The organism is Streptomyces melanogenes (assembly GCF_014649795.1).
Taxonomy (GTDB): domain Bacteria; phylum Actinomycetota; class Actinomycetes; order Streptomycetales; family Streptomycetaceae; genus Streptomyces; species Streptomyces noboritoensis.
In genome coordinates this window covers 1-22,111 of record NZ_BMTS01000003.1, presented here as the reverse complement: position 1 = coordinate 22,111, position 22,111 = coordinate 1, and the positions used below count along the sequence as shown (strand labels likewise).

At 70.8% G+C, this 22,111-nt stretch carries 23 protein-coding genes; 13 read left to right on the top strand and 10 right to left on the bottom strand.

Annotated features, from left to right (window positions below):
- Window positions 1–438: 438 nt before the first annotated feature.
- A complete protein-coding gene (gene dusB, locus IE252_RS07135; protein ID WP_190088467.1) occupies window positions 439–1,584 on the bottom strand; it encodes a tRNA dihydrouridine synthase DusB in 1,146 nt (381 codons plus the stop codon).
- Window positions 1,585–1,648: 64 nt separating this feature from the next.
- On the opposite strand from dusB, the gene IE252_RS07130 reads away from it, so the two are divergent.
- Entirely contained in the window at window positions 1,649–3,106 is a 1,458-nt protein-coding gene (locus IE252_RS07130; protein WP_190088466.1) for an MFS transporter, read from the top strand.
- A 10-nt stretch (window positions 3,107–3,116) separates the two neighbouring features.
- Here IE252_RS07130 and IE252_RS07125 read toward each other — a convergent pair whose 3' ends face one another.
- The 3 genes from IE252_RS07125 to IE252_RS07120 all read right to left on the bottom strand — a co-directional run bounded on the left by IE252_RS07125 (window position 3,117) and on the right by IE252_RS07120 (window position 4,632).
- Window positions 3,117–3,953, bottom strand: coding sequence for a protein kinase domain-containing protein (locus IE252_RS07125; RefSeq protein WP_190088465.1), 837 nt, complete (start codon window positions 3,951–3,953; stop codon window positions 3,117–3,119).
- Between the two features lie 70 nt (window positions 3,954–4,023).
- Window positions 4,024–4,155, bottom strand: a complete 132-nt coding sequence (locus IE252_RS43930; protein ID WP_268248392.1) for a hypothetical protein — start codon at window positions 4,153–4,155, stop codon at window positions 4,024–4,026.
- Window positions 4,156–4,428: 273 nt separating this feature from the next.
- The gene (locus tag IE252_RS07120) at window positions 4,429–4,632 is read right to left on the bottom strand and encodes an NUDIX hydrolase (RefSeq protein ID WP_190088464.1); all 204 of its coding nucleotides are present in this window, start codon (window positions 4,630–4,632) and stop codon (window positions 4,429–4,431) included.
- Between the two features lie 104 nt (window positions 4,633–4,736).
- Between IE252_RS07120 and IE252_RS07115 the strand changes: the two genes are divergently transcribed.
- Both IE252_RS07115 and IE252_RS07110 read left to right on the top strand, forming a co-directional pair.
- Complete coding sequence (locus tag IE252_RS07115) at window positions 4,737–5,573, top strand: helix-turn-helix domain-containing protein (protein ID WP_190088463.1); 837 nt, start codon at window positions 4,737–4,739, stop codon at window positions 5,571–5,573.
- On the top strand, window positions 5,570–5,779 hold the full coding sequence (locus IE252_RS07110; protein WP_190088462.1) for a DUF397 domain-containing protein: 210 nt from the start codon (window positions 5,570–5,572) through the stop codon (window positions 5,777–5,779). The genes IE252_RS07115 and IE252_RS07110 overlap by 4 nt, the downstream gene beginning before the upstream one ends.
- A 17-nt stretch (window positions 5,780–5,796) precedes the next feature.
- Here IE252_RS07110 and IE252_RS07105 read toward each other — a convergent pair whose 3' ends face one another.
- Window positions 5,797–6,645, bottom strand: coding sequence for a helix-turn-helix transcriptional regulator (locus IE252_RS07105; RefSeq protein ID WP_190088461.1), 849 nt, complete (start codon window positions 6,643–6,645; stop codon window positions 5,797–5,799).
- A gap of 194 nt (window positions 6,646–6,839) precedes the next feature.
- Here IE252_RS07105 and IE252_RS07100 point away from each other — a divergent pair, with 194 nt between their 5' ends.
- The 3 genes from IE252_RS07100 (at window position 6,840) to IE252_RS07090 (ending at window position 10,015) form a co-directional block, all read left to right on the top strand.
- Window positions 6,840–8,234, top strand: coding sequence for an MFS transporter (locus IE252_RS07100; RefSeq protein WP_229848157.1), 1,395 nt, complete (start codon window positions 6,840–6,842; stop codon window positions 8,232–8,234).
- Between the two features lie 112 nt (window positions 8,235–8,346).
- Window positions 8,347–9,363 carry an aldo/keto reductase gene (locus tag IE252_RS07095; protein WP_190088460.1) on the top strand — a complete coding sequence of 339 codons (1,017 nt, stop codon included), beginning with the start codon at window positions 8,347–8,349 and terminating at the stop codon, window positions 9,361–9,363.
- A gap of 52 nt (window positions 9,364–9,415) precedes the next feature.
- On the top strand, window positions 9,416–10,015 hold the full coding sequence (locus IE252_RS07090; protein ID WP_190088459.1) for a TetR/AcrR family transcriptional regulator: 600 nt from the start codon (window positions 9,416–9,418) through the stop codon (window positions 10,013–10,015).
- A gap of 28 nt (window positions 10,016–10,043) precedes the next feature.
- On the opposite strand, the gene IE252_RS07085 is transcribed toward IE252_RS07090, so the two are convergent.
- Genes IE252_RS07085 through IE252_RS07075 form a run of 3 tightly spaced genes read right to left on the bottom strand, consistent with a single transcriptional unit; the run spans window position 10,044 to window position 12,777 of the window.
- Window positions 10,044–10,892 (bottom strand): DUF4097 family beta strand repeat-containing protein, encoded by an 849-nt coding sequence (locus IE252_RS07085; RefSeq protein ID WP_190088458.1) that lies wholly within the window; start codon window positions 10,890–10,892, stop codon window positions 10,044–10,046.
- Window positions 10,889–11,542: a response regulator gene (locus tag IE252_RS07080; RefSeq protein ID WP_190088457.1), complete on the bottom strand. Its 654-nt coding sequence runs from the start codon at window positions 11,540–11,542 to the stop codon at window positions 10,889–10,891. Before IE252_RS07080 ends, IE252_RS07085 begins: the two co-directional genes overlap by 4 nt.
- A complete protein-coding gene (locus IE252_RS07075) occupies window positions 11,530–12,777 on the bottom strand; it encodes a sensor histidine kinase (RefSeq protein WP_190088456.1) in 1,248 nt (415 codons plus the stop codon). Before IE252_RS07075 ends, IE252_RS07080 begins: the two co-directional genes overlap by 13 nt.
- A gap of 176 nt (window positions 12,778–12,953) precedes the next feature.
- On the opposite strand from IE252_RS07075, the gene IE252_RS07070 reads away from it, so the two are divergent.
- On the top strand, window positions 12,954–13,343 hold the full coding sequence (locus IE252_RS07070) for a hypothetical protein (protein WP_190088455.1): 390 nt from the start codon (window positions 12,954–12,956) through the stop codon (window positions 13,341–13,343).
- A 249-nt stretch (window positions 13,344–13,592) separates the two neighbouring features.
- On the opposite strand, the gene IE252_RS07065 is transcribed toward IE252_RS07070, so the two are convergent.
- Window positions 13,593–14,975: a glycine--tRNA ligase gene (locus tag IE252_RS07065; RefSeq protein ID WP_190088454.1), complete on the bottom strand. Its 1,383-nt coding sequence runs from the start codon at window positions 14,973–14,975 to the stop codon at window positions 13,593–13,595.
- A gap of 168 nt (window positions 14,976–15,143) precedes the next feature.
- On the opposite strand from IE252_RS07065, the gene IE252_RS07060 reads away from it, so the two are divergent.
- The 5 genes from IE252_RS07060 to IE252_RS07040 all read left to right on the top strand — a co-directional run bounded on the left by IE252_RS07060 (window position 15,144) and on the right by IE252_RS07040 (window position 19,451).
- A complete protein-coding gene (locus IE252_RS07060; protein WP_190088453.1) occupies window positions 15,144–16,088 on the top strand; it encodes a metal ABC transporter substrate-binding protein in 945 nt (314 codons plus the stop codon).
- 41 nt (window positions 16,089–16,129) lie between these two features.
- On the top strand, window positions 16,130–16,900 hold the full coding sequence (locus IE252_RS07055; RefSeq protein ID WP_190088452.1) for a metal ABC transporter ATP-binding protein: 771 nt from the start codon (window positions 16,130–16,132) through the stop codon (window positions 16,898–16,900).
- A gap of 2 nt (window positions 16,901–16,902) precedes the next feature.
- A complete protein-coding gene (locus IE252_RS07050) occupies window positions 16,903–17,796 on the top strand; it encodes a metal ABC transporter permease (RefSeq protein ID WP_190088451.1) in 894 nt (297 codons plus the stop codon).
- 234 nt (window positions 17,797–18,030) lie between these two features.
- Window positions 18,031–18,450 carry a Fur family transcriptional regulator gene (locus IE252_RS07045; RefSeq protein WP_101388227.1) on the top strand — a complete coding sequence of 140 codons (420 nt, stop codon included), beginning with the start codon at window positions 18,031–18,033 and terminating at the stop codon, window positions 18,448–18,450.
- A gap of 362 nt (window positions 18,451–18,812) precedes the next feature.
- Window positions 18,813–19,451 carry a ScbR family autoregulator-binding transcription factor gene (locus tag IE252_RS07040; RefSeq protein ID WP_190088450.1) on the top strand — a complete coding sequence of 213 codons (639 nt, stop codon included), beginning with the start codon at window positions 18,813–18,815 and terminating at the stop codon, window positions 19,449–19,451.
- Window positions 19,452–19,694: 243 nt separating this feature from the next.
- Here the strand turns inward: IE252_RS07040 and IE252_RS07035 are convergent, their stop codons facing one another.
- Window positions 19,695–21,326 carry an AfsR/SARP family transcriptional regulator gene (locus tag IE252_RS07035; RefSeq protein ID WP_190088449.1) on the bottom strand — a complete coding sequence of 544 codons (1,632 nt, stop codon included), beginning with the start codon at window positions 21,324–21,326 and terminating at the stop codon, window positions 19,695–19,697.
- A gap of 683 nt (window positions 21,327–22,009) precedes the next feature.
- Between IE252_RS07035 and IE252_RS43925 the strand changes: the two genes are divergently transcribed.
- Window positions 22,010–22,111, top strand: a 102-nt coding sequence (locus tag IE252_RS43925) for a biotin carboxylase N-terminal domain-containing protein (RefSeq protein WP_184742946.1), incomplete at its 3' end; no start/stop codon positions are given.

Below are 22,111 nucleotides of genomic sequence, written 5' to 3'. Positions count from 1 at the left end.
GGGCTGCCCTGACGGCGAGGAACATACCCAGATCGAAGGTGTCTGGGTACGTCCACTTGCGCGTCATGGGGCCTTAACCACTCGTCCGCCAGCAGATCGAAAGTAACCGGGGTGTAACCGGAGCGATCTTGATGCGTTCACTCCCTGAAGCCGGATTTACCAAAACCCCAGGTTTCTCGCTCATCCGAGCGCATGACAGCGCAAGTGAGTTCACTTCTTAAACACTGAAGGGGTGGCACTCAGTGCCACCCCTTCTAGAGGTGCAGTCGCCTTGAAACTGCTCATCTGAGCGCAACCCCTATCAGGGGTGGCGAGAATCACGCCGCCGGACGGGCCGGAATTCCACGATCCGGACCTTGGATCACGCCAACGCGAGACGCACGCGAAACGGCGGAACCGGGACCCGGTTCCGCCGTTTTCAACCAGTTGGTACGGGTTCTACCCGCCGGAGGTGTCCAGCTCGGCGTCCGCGCTGACGCCCGAGCAGTCGTACGGGTCCTTGAGCCAGCCGTCCGGCAGGACCACCCGGTTGTTGCCCGAGGTGCGCCCGCGCGGGCCGTCGGCGCCGTCCGGCCACGCCTGGTCCAGGTCGAGCTCGCTCAACTGAGCGCTCAGCTCGTCCAGGGACGAGGTGATCGCGAGGCGCTTGCGCATCTCCGAGCCGACCGCGAACCCCTTGAGGTACCAGGCCACGTGCTTGCGGAAGTCGATCACGCCGCGCGACTCGTCGCCGATCCACTCCCCGAGCAGCGTCGCGTGCCGCACCATCACCTCGGCGACCGTACGCAGGGTGGGGCGCGCGTAGGAGTCCGTACCCTCGAACGCGGCCACCAGGTCGCCGAAGAGCCAGGGGCGGCCGAGGCAGCCGCGGCCCACCACGACGCCGTCGCAGCCGGTCTCCTTCATCATCCGCAGCGCGTCCTCGGCGGACCAGATGTCGCCGTTGCCGAGCACCGGGATCTCCGGGACGTGCTCCTTCAGACGCGCGATGGCGTCCCAGTCGGCGGTCCCGCCGTAGTGCTGGGCGGCGGTGCGGCCGTGCAGCGCTATCGCGGTGACGCCCTCCTCGACGGCGATCCGGCCGGCGTCCAGATACGTGATGTGGTCGTCGTCGATACCCTTGCGCATCTTCATCGTGACCGGCAGGTCCCCCGCGTTGGAGACCGCCTCGTTGAGGATCGCGCGCAGCAGCGGCCGCTTGTAGGGCAGGGCCGAGCCACCGCCCTTCCGCGTCACCTTGGGCACCGGGCAGCCGAAGTTCAGGTCGATGTGGTCGGCCAGGTCCTCGTCGACGATCATCCGGACGGCCTTGCCGACGGTGACCGGGTCGACGCCGTACAGCTGGATCGAGCGGGGCGTCTCCGTCGCGTCGAAGTGGATCAGCTGCATGGTCTTCTCGTTGCGCTCGACCAGCGCCCGCGTCGTGATCATCTCGCTCACGAACAGCCCCTTGCCGCCGCTGAACTCGCGGCACAGGGTACGGAACGGGGCGTTGGTGATGCCGGCCATGGGCGCCAGCACCACCGGAGGCTGCACGGCATGCGGGCCGATGTTGAGCGTGGTCATTGAGCCATTGTCTCGCATCCCTGGGGTCCTTAGTTAGCCGTACTACATGGACCAGGTCGTTAGTTAGGCGTACTATCCACGCATGTCCGACCTCAGCCCCCGGCGGCGCATACTCGTGCTGGCGATCTGCTGCATGAGCCTGCTGATCGTCGGCCTCGACAACACGATCCTGAACGTGGCGCTGCCCACCATGCAGCGCGAACTGCACACCTCGGTCTCCGGGATGCAGTGGACGATCGACGCGTACACCCTCGTCCTCGCCTCCCTGCTGATGCTCTCCGGCTCGACGGCCGACCGGATCGGCCGCCGCCGGGTGTTCATGGCGGGCCTGACCGTCTTCACCCTGGGCTCGCTGCTCTGCTCGCTCGCCCCGAACCTCTCCTCGCTGGTCGCCTTCCGCACGATCCAGGCGGTCGGCGGCTCGATGCTCAACCCGGTGGCGATGTCGATCATCACCAACACCTTCACCGACCCGCGCGAACGCGCCCGCGCCATCGGGGTGTGGAGCGGCGTCGTCGGCATCTCCATGGCGGCGGGCCCGATCGTCGGCGGCCTCCTGGTCGACTCGGTCGGCTGGCGCTCGATCTTCTGGATCAACCTGCCGGTGGGCCTGGCCGCGCTCCTGCTGACCTGGCGGTTCATCCCGGAGTCCCGCGCCCCGAAGCCGCGCCGCCCCGACCCGGTGGGCCAGGTGCTGGTCGTGGTGCTGCTCGGCTCCCTCACCTACGCGATCATCGAGGCGCCGAGCGCGGGCTGGACGTCGGCGCGGATCCTGTTCTTCTGCGCGCTGGCGGCCGGCGCCCTCACCGGCCTCCTGCTCTACGAGCCCCGGCGCCGCGAACCCCTGATCGACCTGCGGTTCTTCCGCAGCGTGCCGTTCAGCGGGGCGACGGTGATCGCGGTCTCGGCGTTCGCCGCGCTGGGCGGCTTCCTCTTCGTCAACACGCTCTACCTGCAGAACGTACGCGGCCTGGACGCCCTGCACGCCGGGCTCTACATGGTGCCGATGGCGGCGGTGACCCTGGTGGTCGCCCCCCTCTCCGGGCGCCTGGTGGCGAGCCGGGGCCCCCGCCCGTCGCTCCTGATCGCGGGCGTCACGATGGCCGCGAGCGGGCTGCTGTTCGCCGCCTTCGACGGCGAGTCGTCGAACGCCCTGCTCTTCTCCGGGTACGTCCTGTTCGGCCTCGGCTTCGGCATGGTCAACTCCCCCATCACCAACACGGCGGTCTCCGGAATGCCCCGCGCCCAGGCGGGCGTGGCGGCGGCGGTGGCCTCCACCAGCCGCCAGACGGGCCAGACGCTGGGCGTCGCGGTGATCGGCGCGGTCCTGGCGGGCGGCCTGTCGAGCGGAACCGCCTACGCCACCACGTTCCCGGACGCGGCCCGCCCGGCCTGGTGGATCATCACCGGCTGCGGCCTGTCCGTCCTCCTCATGGGCGCGGCCACGAGCGGCCGCCGGGCCCGGGAGTCGGCTCGGCGGACGGCTGAGCGGTTGGAGACGGAGGTGGTGGGGGTGGGGGCGGGGGCGGGGGTGTCGTGATCCCGGCTTTCTACGCTGCCGCCTGGTCCAGGCTCTTGCGGACTTCCTGAATCGTGGGGCGGTCGGCCGGGTCGCGGCGCATCATCTGTTCCACCAGCTTGCCCAAGGTGCCCGGTACGTTGACCGGCCGATGGGGCTTGTCCACGATGGCTTGCCGCTGAACCTTCCGATCGGCGTCGTCCGGGTAGGGGACGTGCCTGCGGCCGGTGGCGGAGATGAACAACGAGGCACCCAGCGCGTACACGTCCGCCTCTTTCGAGGGCACGGCGGTGCCGCTCGCCAGAACACTCCGTGAGATCTCCGGAGCCTCGTAGTGGACCAGGCAGCCTCGGTACTCGAAGTCGTAGATCTCGGGGACCTCACCACCCCGCGCCAGCCCCAGGTCGATGAGAAAGGTCCCGTGAGGTCCGACGACGAAGTGGTTGGGCTGCACGTCGCCGTGCGTCCAGCCGCGTTCGTGCAGATCGGCCAGTGCGGCGGCACACGACAGCGCCTCGCCGACGCTGGGGGCAGCGGGCTCCTTCGCGTGCCGATGGGGTTCCCACAGGGCATGGAGGGATGCGCCCTCTCGCCATGGCTGAGCGCTCCATGTGCCCCGCTCCCATTCGCCGAAACGGACCTCGGCGGGGTCGATGAGCTGCCGAAGAATGGTGGCTTCGCGGGCGGGCGCCAACGCTGTCCATGAGTGCGTCCGGCTGGGGTAGCCCAGTTTGACCGCGAACCGACCGGTGGCCGTCCGTACGTCCCACACTGTGGAGCCACGCCGGTTGGTAATGAGCTGTTGGGCCAGGGGCGTTACGACGCGTCGGACGTGATCAGGAATCTCGAATGGCCCGTTGCCGGTCATCGACTGGTCCTCTCCGTGGCAGGGGCCGACCCCTGGAGCAGAGATCGGCCCCTCAGATCAGGGGAGACTACTAGCGGCTGTGGTAGTCGCGTCCGTCGTCCGAGTCACCCGTGGGCGGGTTACCCTCGCCGCCATCGTCGTCGCCGTCACCGTTGCCGCCGCAGAAGGTGGCCTTGCGCTTCAGTGCTTCCTTGAGTGTCACTTTCGTGTCTCCTCATGGTGTCCGGCTGGGGGCCGTCCCCAACCGTGGTGCACTTGCTCTCCGCCCCTGTCGGGCTTCCTGCCGCAGACGGGGGCCGGGAACTCATGGGCGCTTCGTCGACGATCCGCGCGCGGGTGATGTCGCAGCCGTCTTCGTCCCAGACGTCGCACCCCGGGGCGCCGACCGGCTCCAGACCGTAGGGCGGGTCCGTCTCGCCGACAGGCACCGAGCCGTACTCCGGCCCTGTCGGCAGCCCCACCGGAAAAGCCCACATCAGCGGCACCGTCCCACAGGGGTCTCGTACACATGGACCCGCGCCAGCTCTTCGCGGGAAAGGTGCCGCAGCGCTTCGGGCGCCGTGGCCCACTCGGCCCCGCCACCGGGGGGACAGAGGTAGACGCTCCCTTCGTAGCGCTGCTGCACCACGCCGATCCTGTCGCCGTTCGCCGTGTCGGCCACGTATTCCGGACTCGCCATGGCCGCTCCTCTCCGTAGCGCTCTCACTACCGGGGGTTCAGCGTGGCTCACACCTGGGAACCATTCAACGTGTTGAAAGCGAACGGAAGGTCGGTGAACAGCCCTTGAATCGCAAGGAGTTGAACCCGGACGCCTCGCCGCAGGCGGCTTACGGGGCGCGTCTGCGCAGCCTGCGGGAGGCACGCGGCTGGACACAGGACGAGCTCGGGGAACGCACGGACTATTCCAGCGTGCATGTTTCGGCGGTCGAAACTGGTCGGAAGCCTCCGACTCTCCGGTTCTCGCGTAGCGCAGACCGGGCGCTCGGCCTTGAGGGCACTGCGGACGCGTTCGAGCGCGAGTACCGGCAGATCCGCCAAGGCTCCCTGTTGGAGGGGTTCCCGGAGTACGTCAAGCACGAGGCGCGGGCCGTTGAGCTACGGCTGTACGAAATCGGGATCATTCCTGGCCTGTTGCAGACACCGGAGTACGCACGGGTACTGGCCGACAGTGCCGTACGACGGGGCGTCATCACACCCGAACAGGCAGATGACCGCGTCTCGTTCCTGGCGGAGCGCCAAGCATCACTGCTGCGTCCCCGACCACCCATGGTTTTCGTGGCCATGGACGAAAGCTGTATCCGGCGTACCGTCGGCGGTGCGGCAGTCATGAACGCCCAGTTGGCCCGCCTGGTCGAGTTCGCCGCGTTGCCGAACACGCTGCTCCAGGTGGTGCCGTACGACATCGGCGAGCGTCGCACGTTTGACCTGCCCGTCAACCTCTTGACTCTGTCGGATCGGTCCGTGATCTGCTACGCAGAGTCCCAGGCGCAGGGCAACTTGGACCGGGAAAGTGTCTCCGTGGAGCCCATGTTGACGGCCTACCATCAGTTGCAGGCCGAATCGCTGTCGCAGGCGGCGTCTGTGGCCATGATCGAGCAGGTACGAAAGGGTAAATCGTGACGACCGAATCCCCTCAGTGGTTCAAGTCTTCCTACAGCAACAACGGTGGCAACTGCGTGGAGATCGCCGCCAACCTTGTCGTCACGAGCGGTGTCGTCCCCGTCCGTGACTCCAAGACCCCGAACGGCCCGGCCCTGAAGGTTCCCGCGGATGCGTTCTCTTCCTTCATAGCAAGCCTCAAGACCGGGGAGTTCGGCGCCATCTGAACCAACGCTTCCTGCGGTCAGGCGGCCGCCATCTCCAGCAACCGCTCAAGCCCCGCCCGCGACGCCGCGTCCAGCGGGACATACGTCACCAGGCGCGGACCCGACGACGGGCCCAGCCACAGGTTGGTGTGTTCCAGGTGGAGCAGGCCCACATGGGCGTTGCGGATGTACTTCTCCCGGCCGCCCTGGTCGACCACCTCGTGGCGGGCCCAGATCTCGCGGAACTCGGGGGAGCCGTTCTCCAGGCGGTTCAGGAGCGTCTTCCAGGCGGGCTCCGCCAGGTGCTCGGCCATCGAGGCGCGGAACTTGGCGGCCATCATCCTGTTGGCGTCCGGCAGGTCGGCGACCGCCGCGCGCCAGTCGTCGTTGGTGAAGGCCAGCCACATGCAGTTGCGGTCCTCGGGCGGCAGCGCGTCCAGGTCGCAGAGCAGCCTGGCGTACGTGCGGTTGTAGGCCAGGATGTCGTACCGGCTGTTCTGGATGCAGGCGGGCAGCGGCTCCAGCTGGTCCAGCATCGCGCGCATCGACGGAGTCACCGTCGGGCAGGGCGCGTTGGGGTTCGGGTCGGTCGTACCCGCCAGCGCGAAGAGGTGGGTGCGCTCGCTGGGGTCCATCAGCAGGGCGCGCGCCAGCGCGTCCAGGACCTGCGCGGAGACCTGGATCTCCCGGGCCTGCTCCAGCCACGTGTACCAGGTGACGCCGACCGCGGAGAGGTAGGCGACCTCCTCGCGGCGCAGCCCGGGGGTGCGCCGGCGGCGGCCGTGCGGCAGGCCGACCTGCTCGGGCGTGATGCGCTCGCGGCGGCTGCGCAGGAACTCCGCCAGCTCGTGCCTGCGGACGTCGGTCTCCGGGGCCACAGTGGTCATGGAACCAGGATGCCGCCCTGCCCACCCCATTGCCAGGTAGTGGATGTACCAGGATAAAGACACTCTGGTACCAGGCTGAGCGAAGGACGATCGTCTTCTGCGTGAGCAATGACGTGAGTACTTCCGGATCCACCTCCACGGCCGAGGCCGCCCCTGCCAGCACCCCCGCCACCCCCGCCGCCGCCGTCCCGGTCATCCGCCACGGCGGCGCGGCGATCGGCTCGCTCGGGCTGTTCACCGTGCTGCTCGGCGCGGCCCTGCCCCTGATCGACTTCTTCATCGTCAACGTCGCCCTGCCCGCCATGGAGAAGGACCTCTCCGCGAGCCCGGCCACGCTGGAACTGGTGGTCGCGGGCTACGGCGTCGCGTACGCGGTCCTGCTCGTCCTCGGCGGCCGCCTCGGCGACACCGCCGGGCGCCGCCGGCTCTTCCTGATCGGCATGGCCGCCTTCGGCGTGACCTCGCTGGCCTGCGGCCTGGCGCCGACCGCCTGGACGCTGGTGGCGGCCCGGGTCGCCCAGGGCGCCGCGTCCGCGCTGATGCTGCCGCAGGTCCTCGCCACCATCCAGGCCACCACGGCAGGCCCGCGCCGGGCCCGCGCGATGAGCCTGTACGGGGCGACCGCCGGGCTCTCCATGGTCGCCGGGCAGATCCTCGGCGGCGTGCTGGTCGCCGCCGACATCGCGGGCAGCGGCTGGCGCGCGGTCTTCCTGGTCAACGTGCCCGTGGTGGTCGTCGGGCTGATTCTCGCGGTCCGCAGCGTGCCGGAGACCCGCTCGGAGCGGCCCGCCTCGGTGGACGTGCCCGGCACGCTGCTGCTCGCGCTCTCGCTGATCAGCCTGCTGCTGCCGCTGACCGAGGGGCGCGCGGCCGGGTGGCCGCTGTGGACCTGGGTCTCGCTCGCGATCTTCCCGTTCGCCGCCTTCGCGTTCTTCCGGACCGAGCAGCGCGCCGACCGCCGGGGCGGTACTCCCCTGGTCCCGCCGAGCCTGCTGAAGCTGCCCTCGCTGCACCGGGGCCTCGTCATGATCGTGCCGTTCTCGGTCGGCTTCAGCGGCTTCATGTTCGTGATCGCGGTCGTCCTCCAGCAGGGGCTCCGGATGGGTCCGGTGTCGGCCGGGCTCGCCCTGGTGCCGATGGCGGTGGCGTTCTTCGCCGCGTCGCTGGCCGGGCCGCGCCTGATCGGCCGGTACGGGAGCCGGGTCGTCACCACCGGCGGCCTCATCCAGGGCGTCGGCATCACGGTCCTGGTGCTCACCGTCCGGCAGGGCTGGTCCGGCCTGGGGATAGCCGAGCTGGCCCCGGGCGTCGCGCTGGCCGGGCTCGGCCAGGGCCTCCAGCTGCCGGTGCTGTTCCGGATCGTGCTCTCGGACGTCCCGACCGACCGCGCGGGCGTGGGCAGCGGCGTCCTGGTCACCACCCAGCAGTCCGCCCTCGCCCTCGGCGTCGCCACCCTCGGCAGCCTCTTCCTCTCGCTGCTGCCCTCGATGGGCACCCGGGACGCGCTGGTGGTGACCTTGCTGGTGCAGCTGGCGGCCGTGGTCCTCACGGTGCTGCTGAGCCTGCGGCTACCGAAGACGGTGGGGTGACCGAAGGCCCGGGGGGCGGTACTGACAGATAACAGATGACAGATATTGAAATCTGTCATCTGTTATGCGAGAGTCGGTGACACACCCCCCACCCCTCAAGGAGTGACCAGTCATGCGCACCCGCACCCTCGGCACCACCGGCCCCCAGGTCTCCGCCCTCGGCCTCGGCTGCATGGGCATGTCCGCGCTGTACGGCGAGGCCGACCGGGCCGAGTCGATCGCCACCATCCACGCCGCCCTCGACGCGGGCATCACGCTGCTGGACACCGGCGACTTCTACGGCATGGGCCACAACGAGCTGCTGATCGGCGAGGCGCTGCGCGGCGCGTCCGCCTCCGCCCGCGAAAAGGCGCTCACCAGCGTCAAGTTCGGCGCCCTGCGCGACCCGGACGGCGACTGGGCGGGTTACGACGGCCGCCCGGCGGCGGTGAAGAACTTCGCCGCGTACTCCCTCCAGCGGCTCGGCGTCGACCACGTCGACGTCTACCGGATCGCCCGGCTCGACGAGAACGTCCCGGTCGAGGAGACCGTCGGCGCCATCGCGGAGCTGGTCGAGGCCGGTCACGTACGGCACATCGGGATGTCCGAGGTCGGCGCGGACACCCTGCGCCGGGCCGCCGCGGTCGCCCCGATCTCCGACCTCCAGATCGAGTACTCGCTGATCTCGCGCGGCATCGAGGACGAGATCCTGCCGACCGCCAAGGAGCTGGGCATCGGCATCACCGCGTACGGCGTGCTCTCGCGCGGTCTGATCAGCGGCCACTTCACCCGCGACCGGCAGCTGGCGGCCAACGACTTCCGTGGGATGAGCCCGCGCTTCCAGGGCGAGAACCTGGACCGCAACCTGGACCTGGTCGAGGCGCTGCGCAAGGTCGCCGAGCACCAGGGCGTCTCGGTCGCGCAGATCGCGATCGCCTGGGTGATGGCGCAGGGCGAGCGGTTCGGCGCGGACATCGTGCCGCTGGTCGGCGCCCGCCGCCGGGACCGGCTCGCCGAGGCGCTGGGCGCCCTGGACGTCACGCTCGACGCCCGTGACCTGGCCGCGATCGAGGCGGCGGTCCCGGCGGGCGCGGCCGCGGGCGAGCGCTACCCGGCGGCGCAGATGGCGCATCTGGACAGCGAGCACTGAGTTGTCCACAGGGCCGGGCACCGGGTCGGACACGGCGGGTAACGTCAAGGTCATGAGTACGGAACCCCTGACCGCCGAGCGCATCCTCGAAGCGACCGAGGAAGTGCTGCGCCGACACGGCCCGGCGAAGGCCACGGTCGTCGATGTCGCCCGCCAGCTCGGCGTCAGCCACGGCAGTGTGTACCGCCACTTCCGTACGAAGTCGGCGCTGCGGGAGGCCGTCACCAAGCGCTGGCTGGACCGCACGACGCGCGAGCTGAGCTCGATCGCGGACGACGAGCCCAAGGACGCCGAGGCGTCGCTGCGCGCCTGGCTGGCGGGGCTCTTCGAGGCCAAGCGCCGCAAGGCGGGCGACGACCCCCAGCTGTTCGCGACGTACGAGGTGCTGCTCGCGGAGAACAGCGAGGTGGTCGAGGAGCACATCACCGAACTGGTCGCGCAGATCGAGCAGATAGTGCACTGGGGCGTGGAGCGCGGCCAGTTCACGGCCCTGGGGCCGGACGCCCAGGTGGCCCGTGCGGTCTTCGACGCCACGAGCCGCTTCCACGACCCGGCGTACGCGCCGCAGTGGCTGAAGCCGGAGATCCTGGTGGAGTTCGAGGCGGTGGTCGACCTGGTCCTGGGCGGCCTACGGCTGCTGGACCGGAGCTAGCCCGCACAGGGTCCGGACCGGAGAGGTTCTAGCTCAGGCGCAGGTAGTCCAGCGTCGCCGTGCCCGAGCCCGAGGACACCTTGATGAGGCGGTCCGAGGCCGGGTCCGGCAGGGAGTCCTCGATGTCGCGGGTGCCGGAGCCCTTGGTGCCCTCGACCCGGTAGTGCGAGCCCGCGGGGACGCGGAGGTCGACGCTGCCGGAGCCGGTGGAGGCGGTGACCCGGCGGGGCGGGGTCACGAACTCCAGCTCGGCGTGGCCGGAGCTCGAATGCACCTCGGCCTCGGTGGAGCCGATCGCGGCGCCGCTGAAGGAGCCGGAGCCGACGGAGGCGTCGATCGGGCCGCGTACGCCGTAGAGCTTGACGCTGCCGGAGCCGCCGTCGACGTCGACCGGGCCGGTGAGGCCGCTGACCCGGACGGTGCCGGAGCCGCTGTTCACCTTGAGCGCGACCCCGGCGGGCACGGTCAGGTCCAGCTGGACGGAGCAGCCGAGGCTGGTGAGGGCGAACGTGCCGTCGCACTCGGGCCGCAGTTTGAGGGTGTCGCCGTCCCACTCCTTGACGACCTTGGGCTTGCGCACCGACCAGGAGAGCCGCTGCTGGATGCGGACCTCGCCCTCGGCGCCCGGCACCACGGTCAGCTCGGCGCTGCCCGAGTCCACCTGGACGGTCTTGACGGGGTGGCGGTCGCTGGTCTCGACGCTGGTCTCGCTGTGGGTCTGGCGGGCGAACTGCGCGTACACCTCGATGCCCAGCGGCGCGACCACGAACAGCGCGCTGAGCACGGCGGCCAGGATCCACAGCCCCCGGTGCCGGGGCCGCTCGCCGCCGGGGCCAGGGCCGGCCGGGGCGGCGCGCACCTGCGTGTCCGTGCTCATGAGCCGCCGTCCAGGAACCGCAGGACCGCGAGGACGCGGCGGTGGTCGCCGTCGGCGACGGGCAGGTCGAGCTTGGCGAAGATGTTGTTGATGTGCTTGGCGACGGCGCTCTCGCTGACGACCAGCTGCTCGGCGATGCCCGCGTTGGAGCGGCCCTCGGCCATCAGGGCGAGGACTTCGCGTTCGCGCGGGGTGAGGCGTTCCAGCGGGTCGGTGCCGCCGCCCCGGCGCAGCAGCAGCTGGGCGACGACCTGCGGGTCGAGCGCGGTGCCACCGCCCGCGACGCGCTTGAGGGCGTCGACGAACTCCTCGACGTCGGCGACCCGTTGCTTGAGGAGGTAGCCGATGCCGCCGGTCTGGGCGGTGAGCAGATCGGCCGCGTACCGCTCCTCGACGTACTGGGAGAGGAGCAGGACGGCCGTGTCCGGCCACTGCTGACGGATCATCAGGGCGGCTCGTACGCCCTCGTCGGTGAAGCCGGGCGGCATCCGCACGTCCACCAGGGCCAGCTTGGGGCGGTGTTCCTCGACGGCGGCGAGCAGCCCCTCGGCGTCCTCCGCCTCGGCGGCGACGTCGAACCCCGCCATCTCCAGGACCTTGACGAGTCCTATCCGCAGCAGCACCGAGTCCTCGGCGATCACAGCCCGCACGGCAGCTCCACAGTGATGACGGTCGGGCCCCCGAGGGGGCTGTTGATCCGGATGGTTCCGTCCACGGACCCTACGCGTTTGGCGAGGCCCCGCAGTCCGGTGCCGGCGGCGGCGTCGGCGCCGCCCGCCCCGTTGTCGGAGACGGTGAGGCGGAGCAGGTCGCCGCGGCGGCCGACCTGCACGGAACAGCGCGTCGCCCGGGCGTGCTTGGCGACGTTCGCCAGCGCCTCGGAGACGACGAAGTAGGCGACGGCCTCGACCGTGGGGGACGGCCGGCGGTCGATGTCGACGGTGAGCTCGACGGGCAGCGGGGCGCGGGCGGCGATGCCGGACAGGGCGGCGTCCAGGCCCCGGTCGTCGAGGACGGCCGGGTGCAGCCCGCGCACCAGGTTGTTGAGCTCCTCGATGGCCTCCTTGGCCTCGCGGTGCGCCTCGTCGATGACGGCCCGGGCCTCGGGCGGCAGGTCGGTGAGGGTGGCGCGGGCCAGGCCCAGGTTCATGGCGAGGGAGACCAGGCGCTGCTGGGCGCCGTCGTGCAGATCGCGCTCGATGCGGCGGCGCTCGGCGTCGGCGGCGTCCAGGACCCCGGCGCGGCTCTCGGCCAGGGTCTCCACGCGCCGCTCCAGCTCCTTGGCCCGGTTGGGGCCGAGCAGGGCGGCGGCCGCGTGGCCGTCGAGCCGGGTGGCGGCGGCCGCGAACCAGGGCGTGGTGAGCAGGAGCAGCACCCCGCCGACGGAGAACAGGACGTACGCGTTGGTCCAGTGCGGAAGCCTCGCGTCCAGCGGCACCGCCCACAGCCACGACAGCACGAAGGCGCCCACGAAGCCCGTCACCCAGGCGCAGACCACCAGGACGGCCGCCGTCGCGGCGAGCGGGGCGACGAGGAGGTGGTAGCCGTACTGCCGCCAGGTCGACTCCGACCGCAGCCGCTCGACCAGGCCGCGCCAACTCAGCCTGCGGCTGCGCCAGGTGATGCCCGGCACGTCGAGGCCGAGCAGCGACCAGAAGCGGCTGCGCTGGAGCGCGGTGAGGAGCGGGCTGAGGGCGAGGACGAAGAGCAGGGCGCTGGGGGTGTGTCCCGGTGCCATGACGATGTACGTGAAGGAGCCGGCGGCGGGCAGCGCGAGCGGGATGCCCGCCACCGCGAAGGTGGTGTTGCGCCAGGCCCACGCCGACCACGGGGCGTGCGCGGCGGCCCAGTCGAACGCGCGCCGCAGCGGGCCGGGAGTTGCCATGCCCATACGGTAAACGCCCAGCTCGGAGCGGTGCCATCACGCTACTGCCCGGTCGGGGGTATAGCTGGCACCACCCCAGGATCGGACAGTCGCGCTACTGATCCGAACGGCTCGGCGGGGGAGGCTTGTTGCCGTGCTCGCAGGAACGACCTCGGGCCGGAAGGAGACCCGCCGCCATGACCCTCGTCGCCCCGCAGATCCGCATCCGCCGGCCGCGCCTCGCGACGCTGCTGACGGTGGCGGGGGTTTCCCTGGTGCCGTGGATGGTGGTCCTCGCGCAGACCCTGCCGCGGACCGTCGAGGTCTCCAACTGGCCGGCGGCCTGGATCGGCCTCGACGCGGGGCTCGCCGTGGGGCTCGTGGGGACGGGGGTGCTGCTGCGCCGCGGCGACCCGCGGGTGTCGCCCGCGGCGGCGGCGACGGGGGCGCTGCTGCTGATGGACGCGTGGTTCGACGTGACGACGGCGGCGGCCGGTCCCGAGTTCGCGACGGCGGTCGCGCTCGCGCTGTTCGCGGAGTTGCCCCTTGCAGTGGCGTGCGGGGTGGTCGCGGGGCGACGCGCGTAGGACTTCACCTGCGGGCCGGTGGGGGCTGGTCGCGCAGTTCCCCGCGCCCCTAAAGGCAAAAGGCCTGGCCCCGTACCGCATGAGCATGCGGTACGGGGCCAGGCTTTCAGGGGCGCGGGGAACTGCGCGAGCAACCACAGCGCACCCGCAGACGAACCAGCAGCCCGTCGCGGAGCGCGGCACTCAGCCCCGCACTACCCAGGGGCGCGGGGAACTGCGCGACCAGCCCCCCACGCACCCGCAGACGAACTAGCAGCCCAGAAGCCGCGCACCCAGGTACGACTGGATCTGGTCCAGCGACACCCGCTCCTGCGACATCGTGTCCCGCTCGCGAACCGTCACCGCGTTGTCGTCCAGCGTGTCGAAGTCGACCGTGACGCAGAACGGCGTACCGATCTCGTCCTGGCGACGGTAGCGGCGACCGATCGCGCCCGCGTCGTCGAACTCGATGTTCCAGTTCTGCCGCAGGTCCGCCGCCAGGCCCTTCGCCTTCGGCGACAGCTGCGGGTTGCGCGACAGCGGCAGGACCGCGACCTTGACCGGCGCCAGGCGCGGGTCGAGGCGCATCACGGCGCGCTTCTCCATGACGCCCTTGGCGTTGGGCGCCTCGTCCTCGTTGTAGGCGTCGAGGAGGAAGGCGAGCATGGAGCGGCCGACACCGGCGGCGGGCTCGATGACGTACGGGGTCCAGCGCTCACCGGCCTCCTGGTCGAAGTACGACAGGTCGCTGCCGGACGCCTTGGCGTGCGCCGAGAGGTCGTAGTCGGTGCGGTTGGCGACACCCTCCAGCTCGCCCCACTCGCTGCCGCCGAACTGGAAGCGGTACTCGATGTCGGCGGTGCGCTTGGAGTAGTGGGAGAGCTTCTCCTTCGGGTGCTCGTACCAGCGCATGTTCTCCTCGCGCAGGCCCAGGCCGGTGTACCAGTTCCAGCGCTCCTGCATCCAGTACTCCTGCCACTTCTCGTCCTCGCCCGGCTTGACGAAGAACTCCATCTCCATCTGCTCGAACTCGCGGGTGCGGAAGATGAAGTTGCCGGGCGTGATCTCGTTGCGGAAGGACTTGCCCATCTGCGCGATGCCGAAGGGCGGCTTCTTGCGCGAGGTCTGCTGGACCTGGCCGAAGTTGGTGAAGATGCCCTGCGCGGTCTCGGGGCGCAGGTAGGCGACCGAGCCGCTGTCCTGGGTCGGGCCGAGGTGGGTGGAGAGCAGACCCGAGAAGTTCTTGGGCTCGGTGAAGGTGCCCTTGTTGCCGCAGTTGGGGCAGTTGAGCTCGGCGAGGCCGTTCGCGGGCTCCTTGCCGTGCTTCTCCTCGTACGCCTCGATCAGGTGGTCCGCGCGGAACCGCTTGTGGCAGGAGGTGCACTCGGTGAGCGGGTCGGTGAAGGTGGCGACGTGGCCGGAGGCCTCCCAGACCTCGGTGGCCAGGATCACCGACGAGTCGATGCCGACGACGTCCTCGCGCGAGGTGACCATGTAGCGCCACCACTGGCGCTTCAGGTTCTCCTTCAGCTCGACACCCAGCGGCCCGTAGTCCCAGGCGGCCTTCTGGCCGCCGTAGATCTCGCTGCACGGGTAGACGAAGCCACGGCGCTTGCTCAGGTTGACGATGGTGTCGATCTTGTCGGCGGCCACGTTGCTCTCTTCATTACGACGACGACGAACGGCGAATGCCTCAGATTAGCGGCGGCCTCCACCCCTGGATCAAATCGGTATCCCCGCACCGCCCGGAGTGCGGCTCGACGCAGTGCTCGGACCAGGCGTTGTTGACAATCGTTTCCACTTTTGTTGAAAATGACTGTCATGAACGTACGACGCCTCATACCCGCCGCCGCCCTCTCCGCCGCCGCCGTGCTCGGCCTCAGCGCCTGCTCGGGCTCCACCACCGCGGCGACGAAGGACGGCAAGCTCGACGTGGTGGCGTCGTTCTACCCGATGCAGTACCTCGCGGAGCGAATAGGCGGCGACCACGTCTCCGTACGCAACCTCACCAAGCCGGGCGTCGAGCCGCACGACCTGGAGCTCAGCCCCAAGCAGACCGCCTCCCTCGGCGAGGCCGGCCTGGTCGTCTACCTCAAGGGCATCCAGCCCGCCGTGGACAAGGCCATCGCGCAGTCCGGTGCCAAGCACACCGTCGACGCCGCCGGCCTCACCAAGCTGGAGGACCACGGCACCGAGGTCGGCCACGGCCACGAGGGCGAGGAGCACCACGGCGAGAGCGAGGCCGGCGCCGACCCGCACGTCTGGCTGGACCCGGTCAAGTACGCCGAGGTCGCCCAGGGCGTCGGCAAGGCCCTCCAGAAGGCCGACCCCGACCACGCGGCGGACTACAAGAAGAACACCGACGCGGTGGTCAAGGACCTCGGGGCACTGAACGAGAAGTTCGCGGCGGGCCTGAAGAACACCGCCACCAAGACGTTCATCACCACCCACTCCGCCTTCGGCTACCTCGCCGAGCGCTACGGGCTCACCCAGGAGGGCATCGCGGGCATCGACCCCGAGGCCGAGCCGAGCCCCGCCCGGGTCAAGGAGCTCCAGTCCATCGCGAAGAAGGACCACGTCGACACGGTCTTCTTCGAGACACTGGCCAGCGACAAGACCGCGAAGACCCTCGCGAAGGACACCGGCCTCAAGACGGATGTCCTGGACCCGCTGGAGGGCATCACCAAGAAGTCCAAGGGAGCGGACTACCTCCAGGTGATGGCGTCCAACCTGGCCGCGCTCCAGAAGGCGCTCGGCGCGAAGTGAGCACGTCCCAGTCCGCATCCGGCACATCGGAGGCACCAGTGATGGACCCCGTGAAGGAACCCGTCATATCCCTGCGCGGAGCCACCGCGACCCTCGGCTCGCGCCCGGTGCTGCGCGGCATCGACCTCACCGTCCGGCGCGGTGAGGTCGTCGCCCTGCTCGGCGCCAACGGCTCCGGCAAGTCCACCGCCGTGCGCTCGGCGATCGGCCAGGTGCCGCTCACCGGGGGCGGCATCGAGCTGTTCGGTACGGAGCTGAAGCGCTTCCGCGACTGGGCGCGCGTCGGCTACGTGCCCCAGCGCACCACCGCCGCCAGCGGGGTCCCGGCGACCGTCCGCGAGGTCGTCGCCTCGGGGCGGCTCTCCCGTACGAAGCTGGGCCTGCTGTCCAAGGCGGACCGGGCGGCCGTGGCCCGGGCCATCGAGCTCGTGGGCCTCGCCGACCGCGCCAAGGACTCGGTGAACGCCCTCTCCGGCGGCCAGCACCAGCGCGTCCTGATCGCCCGCGCGCTCGCCTCCGAGCCCGAGCTGCTGATCATGGACGAGCCGATGGCGGGCGTCGACCTGGCCAGCCAGGAGATCCTCGCCGCGACCCTGCGCGAGCAGGTCGCGGGCGGCGCGACCGTACTGCTGGTCCTGCACGAGCTCGGCCCCCTTGAGCCGCTGATCGACCGTGCGGTGGTGCTGCGCGACGGCTGCGTCACCCACGACGGCCCGCCGCCCAAGGCCACCGGCCAGCACGCCCTGCCGGGCCACGACCACGTCCACCCCCACTCGGCCGCCGAGCCGATCCGTACAGGACTGCTGACCTGATCATGGAAATCCTCCAGACCGCCTTCATGCAGCGGGCGCTCATCGCGGCCGTCCTGGTCGGCATCACCGCGCCCGCCGTCGGCATCTACCTGGTCCAGCGCCGTCAGGCCCTGATGGGCGACGGCATCGGCCACGTCGCCATGACCGGCGTCGGCCTCGGCTTCCTGCTCAACAGCAGCCCGGTGTGGATGGCGACGCTCGTCTCCGTCGTCGGCGCCGTGACGATGGAGCTGATCCGGGCGTACGGCAAGACGCGCGGCGACATCGCGCTCGCCATGCTCTTCTACGGCGGTATGGCGGGCGGTGTGCTGCTGGTCAACCTCTCGGACACCGGCTCCAACGCCAACCTCTCCTCGTACCTCTTCGGCTCGCTCTCCACCGTCTCGGACTCGGACGTCACCTCGATCTGCGTGCTCGCCGCGTTCGTGGTGCTGGTCACGGTCGGGCTGCGGCGGCAGCTGTTCGCGGTGAGCCAGGACGAGGAGTTCGCTCGGGTCACCGGCCTTCCGGTGCGGGCCCTGAACCTGCTGGTCGCGGTGACCGCCGCGATCACCGTCACGGTCGCCATGCGGGCCGTGGGGCTGCTCCTGGTCAGCGCGCTGATGGTGGTCCCGGTGGCGGCCGCCCAGCAGATCTCCCGCTCCTTCGCTGTGACGTTCGTCCTCGCGGTGGTCATCGGCACCACGGTCACCCTGGCCGGAACCGTCACCTCGTACTACCAGGACGTACCGCCCGGTGCGACGATCGTGCTGCTCGCGATCGGCGCGTTCATCGCCCTGACCGCGCTCGCCGCGCCCCTGGCACGCAGGCGTGCACGGCTGGCCGAAACCACTGCGGAACAGTGCACCCTGGAGGTGCCGGGGTCGCGTACCGCGGCGGACGAGGCCACGGTCTGACCCCGACCTGGCAGAATGGCCCGACGACGTGAGCGGGCGACGGTTAGGGCCTGTCGTCAAATTCGCGTCGTCGCCCGGAGGGCGGCCTCGCGGCGTCTGGTGCGTGCTCTCGGCGTGCCGGGCGAGAGTCCTCGTACTGGACGTACGAGGGCTTTCGCCCGGTGCGGCGAGAGTGCGTGCCAGGCGTCGCGAGGCAGACGGGAATTTGACGACAGGCCCTAGAGGGAGGCACCTGTGGCGACGGCTGGACCACCCGTACGCGGCCGGTCGACCAAGCAGCGGGCCGCCGTGGCGGCGGCCCTCGACCAGGTGGACGAGTTCCGCAGCGCGCAGGAGCTGCACGACATGCTCAAGCACCGGGGCGACTCGGTCGGGCTGACCACGGTCTACCGCACCCTGCAGTCGCTCGCCGACGCGGGTGAGGTCGACGTGCTGCGCACCAGCGACGGCGAGGCCGTCTACCGGCGCTGCTCGTCGGGCGACCACCACCACCATCTGGTCTGCCGGATGTGCGGCAAGGCCGTCGAGGTCGAGGGCCCGGCGGTGGAGAAGTGGGCCGAGGCGATCGCCGAGCAGCACGGCTTCGTCAACGTGGCGCACACCGTGGAGATCTTCGGCACCTGCGCGGAGTGCGCGGCGGCGGCCGAGAAGTAGCCACACGGGACGTACGTGAGGGCCCCGGGACTCGTTCCCGGGGCCCTTTCGCATGCCCGGATCGCCTGTCCGGAGGGGCACTTGCAGACCGGATGTCCCGTTCGTAGCGGGCTCTGGGCCCGGATCCGACCGCAGCCGTTCGGCTGGATCCCGCCGTCGGAACGTACGCCAATATCGCCCTATCACGCCTGAAGTGCAGGTCAGCGAGGTGGGGCGGGGGCGTGTTCGAGTCGGCAGGGGAATGCTTTGGGCCACACTCAAGCAGGACTAAAGAAACCGTCGGGTTGGTTTCTATACAATCTCCCTCTTGGCTCCTGTCCTCCAGAAGCCCCCTCCTTCCTGCGCGACAACGGAGTTACACCATGAGCAAGCAGCAACGGGCTGAGCGGACGCGTCAGACGCTGATCCTGGCGGCGGCCGAGGTGTTCGACGCGGACGGTTTCGCACCCTCCTCACTGACCACGATCAGCACCCGGGCCGGCGTCAGCAACGGGGCCCTGCACTTCCACTTCGTCAGCAAGAACGCCCTGGCCGAGGCCGTCGGCGACCACGCCATGGCGTCCCTGCGGCAGATCGCGCGCCCGCGCGAGGCCGGGCAGGGCCGCTCCCTCCAGCTCCTCGTGGACACCACGCACGCGCTGGCGTTCCGGCTCGGCGACGACGTCATCCTGCGGGCCGGGTTCGGGCTCAGCTCCGACGCGACCTGGAAGGGGGCCACCGACCTGCGCCAGTACTGGGTCGACTGGGTCGGCGACGTGCTGACCGGGGCCGCCGCCGAGGGCGCGCTCGCCGAGGGGGTCGCGGTGGAGGACGCCAAGGCGGTGATCGCGGCGACCACCGTCGGCTTCGAGGCGATGGGGCGCAGCCAGCCGCGCTGGTTCTCGCGCCAGATGTTCGGCAAGTTCTGGGGGCTGCTGCTGCCCCGGCTCGCCCGGGCCGACGCGCTCGGCTCGCTGAAGCCGGACGGCAGCCCGGGGCTGGTGGCGGCGCTGCCACTGTAGGGCCCGTCCATGGGCACTGTCGGCGGATCCCGTCCGCGCTTCGGAAGTCCAGCACGCCGTGACCGCAAGGGCGTGCCGGGCCGGGGCGGAGGCCGGATCCGCCGGGCAAGGCCCTGCTGGGTGCCGAAACGGTTCGGGCGCCGAGGTGAGTTCGTGTCCCGCCCCCCGACGGGACACGAACTCACCTCGGCGCCCGAACGCGTCGACGCCACCAGGCCCGTGGGCCTACGGACCTACGGGCGGTCAGGCCCCGATCCGCCGGGGCGGCCGGGCGAAGGGCGCGGAGTACGCCACGGCAGCCGCGGCCGAGCTCGGTCTGGCGTACACCTCGCGCACCCGCCAGTGCCGCGCGGAGCCGTCGGCCGGGGCATAGGAGACCTCGGGTCCGGCGGCCAGCCGTGCGGCCTCGCAGGCGAGGATCTCGCCGGGCGCGGCCAGCGTCAGCAGCCGCTGGCAGAGGTCCAGGAGCGCCCCGTTGACGGACTGCGGAGCGCCGGGGTCGCCGGGCGCGAAGCGGACCAGCGCCCGGCCGGTCGCCACGGCCGCGTGCACGGTCAGGTCCCGTTCGGCGGGCGAGCGGTGGACGGCCGACCGACCGGGCGGGGTGACCGCGTCGCGCACGGCGGCGGCCGCCCGCAGCGCGCGCAGGGCGGCGCCGCCGCCTTCCCGGCGCGCGTCTCCCCCGCCGTCCTCTTCCTCGTCCCGGAACAGGCCGAGCGAGACCGGGCCGATCGAGCCGACGACGCGACCGCCGAAGTGCTCGATCCGCGCGCGCGTCGCCGCGCCGACCCGCTCCAGCGCCTCGTCCAGATCGGCCGCCCGGTCGAGGCGGAGTGCCTCGTGGAGGGGGATCACCCCGGGGGCGACCCTGGCCTGCACGAGGAGCACGCTCAGCTCCTGGCGTTGCATCACATCCGGTCGTACGGGCGTCCGCTGGGGCACGATCACCGCGCGCGAGGCCGCCGTACGCTCAGGGGCGTGGCCGTGCCTGCGGTGGCCGGAGACGGCGGTCAGCGTACGACGGCGGTCGGCACGCTCGCACGGCTGGTCGGCGGCGGGGACGGGCGCCAGGGCCGTCGACTGCGCGGGGGCGGCGGCCGGGGGCGGGGGCGCGAGGCCCAGGGACGGGTCGTGGGCGAGGATCGCGCGCTGGAGGCGGCGCAGCTCGTGGCCGGGCTCCAGGCCGAGGTCCTCGACCAGGGTGGCGCGCAGCCGGTTGTAGACGGCGAGCGCGTGGGCCTGCCGCCCGCAGCGGTAAAGCGCCAGCATCAGCTGCCCCGAGCTGCGCTCGCGCAGCGGCTCGGCCTCTACGGCGGCTTCCAGCTCGCCCAGGACCGCGTAGTGCTGCCCGCACGCCAGCTTCGCCTCGAAGTAGTCCTCCAGGACATCGAGCCGGGCGTTCTGCACGGCCGTCAGCTCGGGCCACATGACGCCGGTCTCGGCGAGGTCGGCGAGCGCCGGGCCGCGCCACAGGGCGAGCGCCGCACCGAGCGAGGCGACGGCCGCCTCGGGCCGCCCGCCTGCGAGTTCGGCCCGCCCCTCCCCGACCCGGCGCCGGAAGACGTTCAGGTCGATCTGGTCGGGGTCGGTGCGGATCAGGTACCCGGGCGCGCGGGTGACCAGCTCGGCCGCGCCCCCGGCGCCGCCCTCGGCCAGGATCCCGCGCAGCCCCCACACCGCGTTCTGGAGGATCTTCCGTGCCGTGACCGGCGTGTTGTCCGCCTGCCAGAGCGCGGAGAGCAACCGGCTCGTCGGGACGACCTGGTTGGCCTGCAGCAGCAGATAGCCCAGCGTCGCCCGCTGCTTGGTTCCCCCCAGAGGGACCCGCTGATCGCCGGACACCACCTCCAGCGGGCCCAACATCCTGAAGCGCATGGCTGCTCCCCCCCGGTCCTGTGTGCACAGTCGTGCCGCATTGACTTGTTGAAGACAATACAAACCGGTATCCCGGTTTGTCAAAGCTGGGAAAACGCGTGAAATCCCCCAAAGCGTCGACCCGATTGCCGAGTTCGCGCCCGTGGGTGCGGTGCGCGAGCAGGGGAACCGTACGGCAGGTCGGTTTTAGTGTGCCTTACGGGGTGGTCGCCGCACCCGGCGTATGGGCGACGGCCAGGGGGCGCCGGTCGGCTCCGCTTCGCCGGAGTTTCACCTTCGACCGGCTTGAGGATCGCCACAACTCTCGATAGAGCGGGGAATTCAAGGATTCCGTTTCCCGCGATCGCGGCGCGATCCGGGCGCGATCGGGAATGCACGACAACGGCCGATCTCCCGGCGGCAGGTCGAAGTCAACCCCGAAGTGATTTCCGTCAATTCCCTGCTCGGGAGAGCCGCTCGGGGCGGGCCCCACCTGCGGCGCGGCCCCGACTCCCGGGCACGTCAGGGGTGTTGGGCGGGCCCGTCCGGCACTCGGCACTCCCCGTTTGATTTCCGGACGGTGGACAACTGCGGAGTAACGCCGGATACGGTCCCTCCAGGATGCTTCGGGGGTGCCGCTGTACAAACCACTCGGCGTTCTCGATCTTTCCGCTTCAGCGCCCGCAAGTTGAGGAGCAGTCGTCGTGCGCAAGGTGCTCATCGCCAACCGTGGCGAAATCGCTGTCCGTGTCGCCCGTGCCTGCCGGGACGCCGGGATCGGGAGCGTAGCCGTCTACGCCGATCCG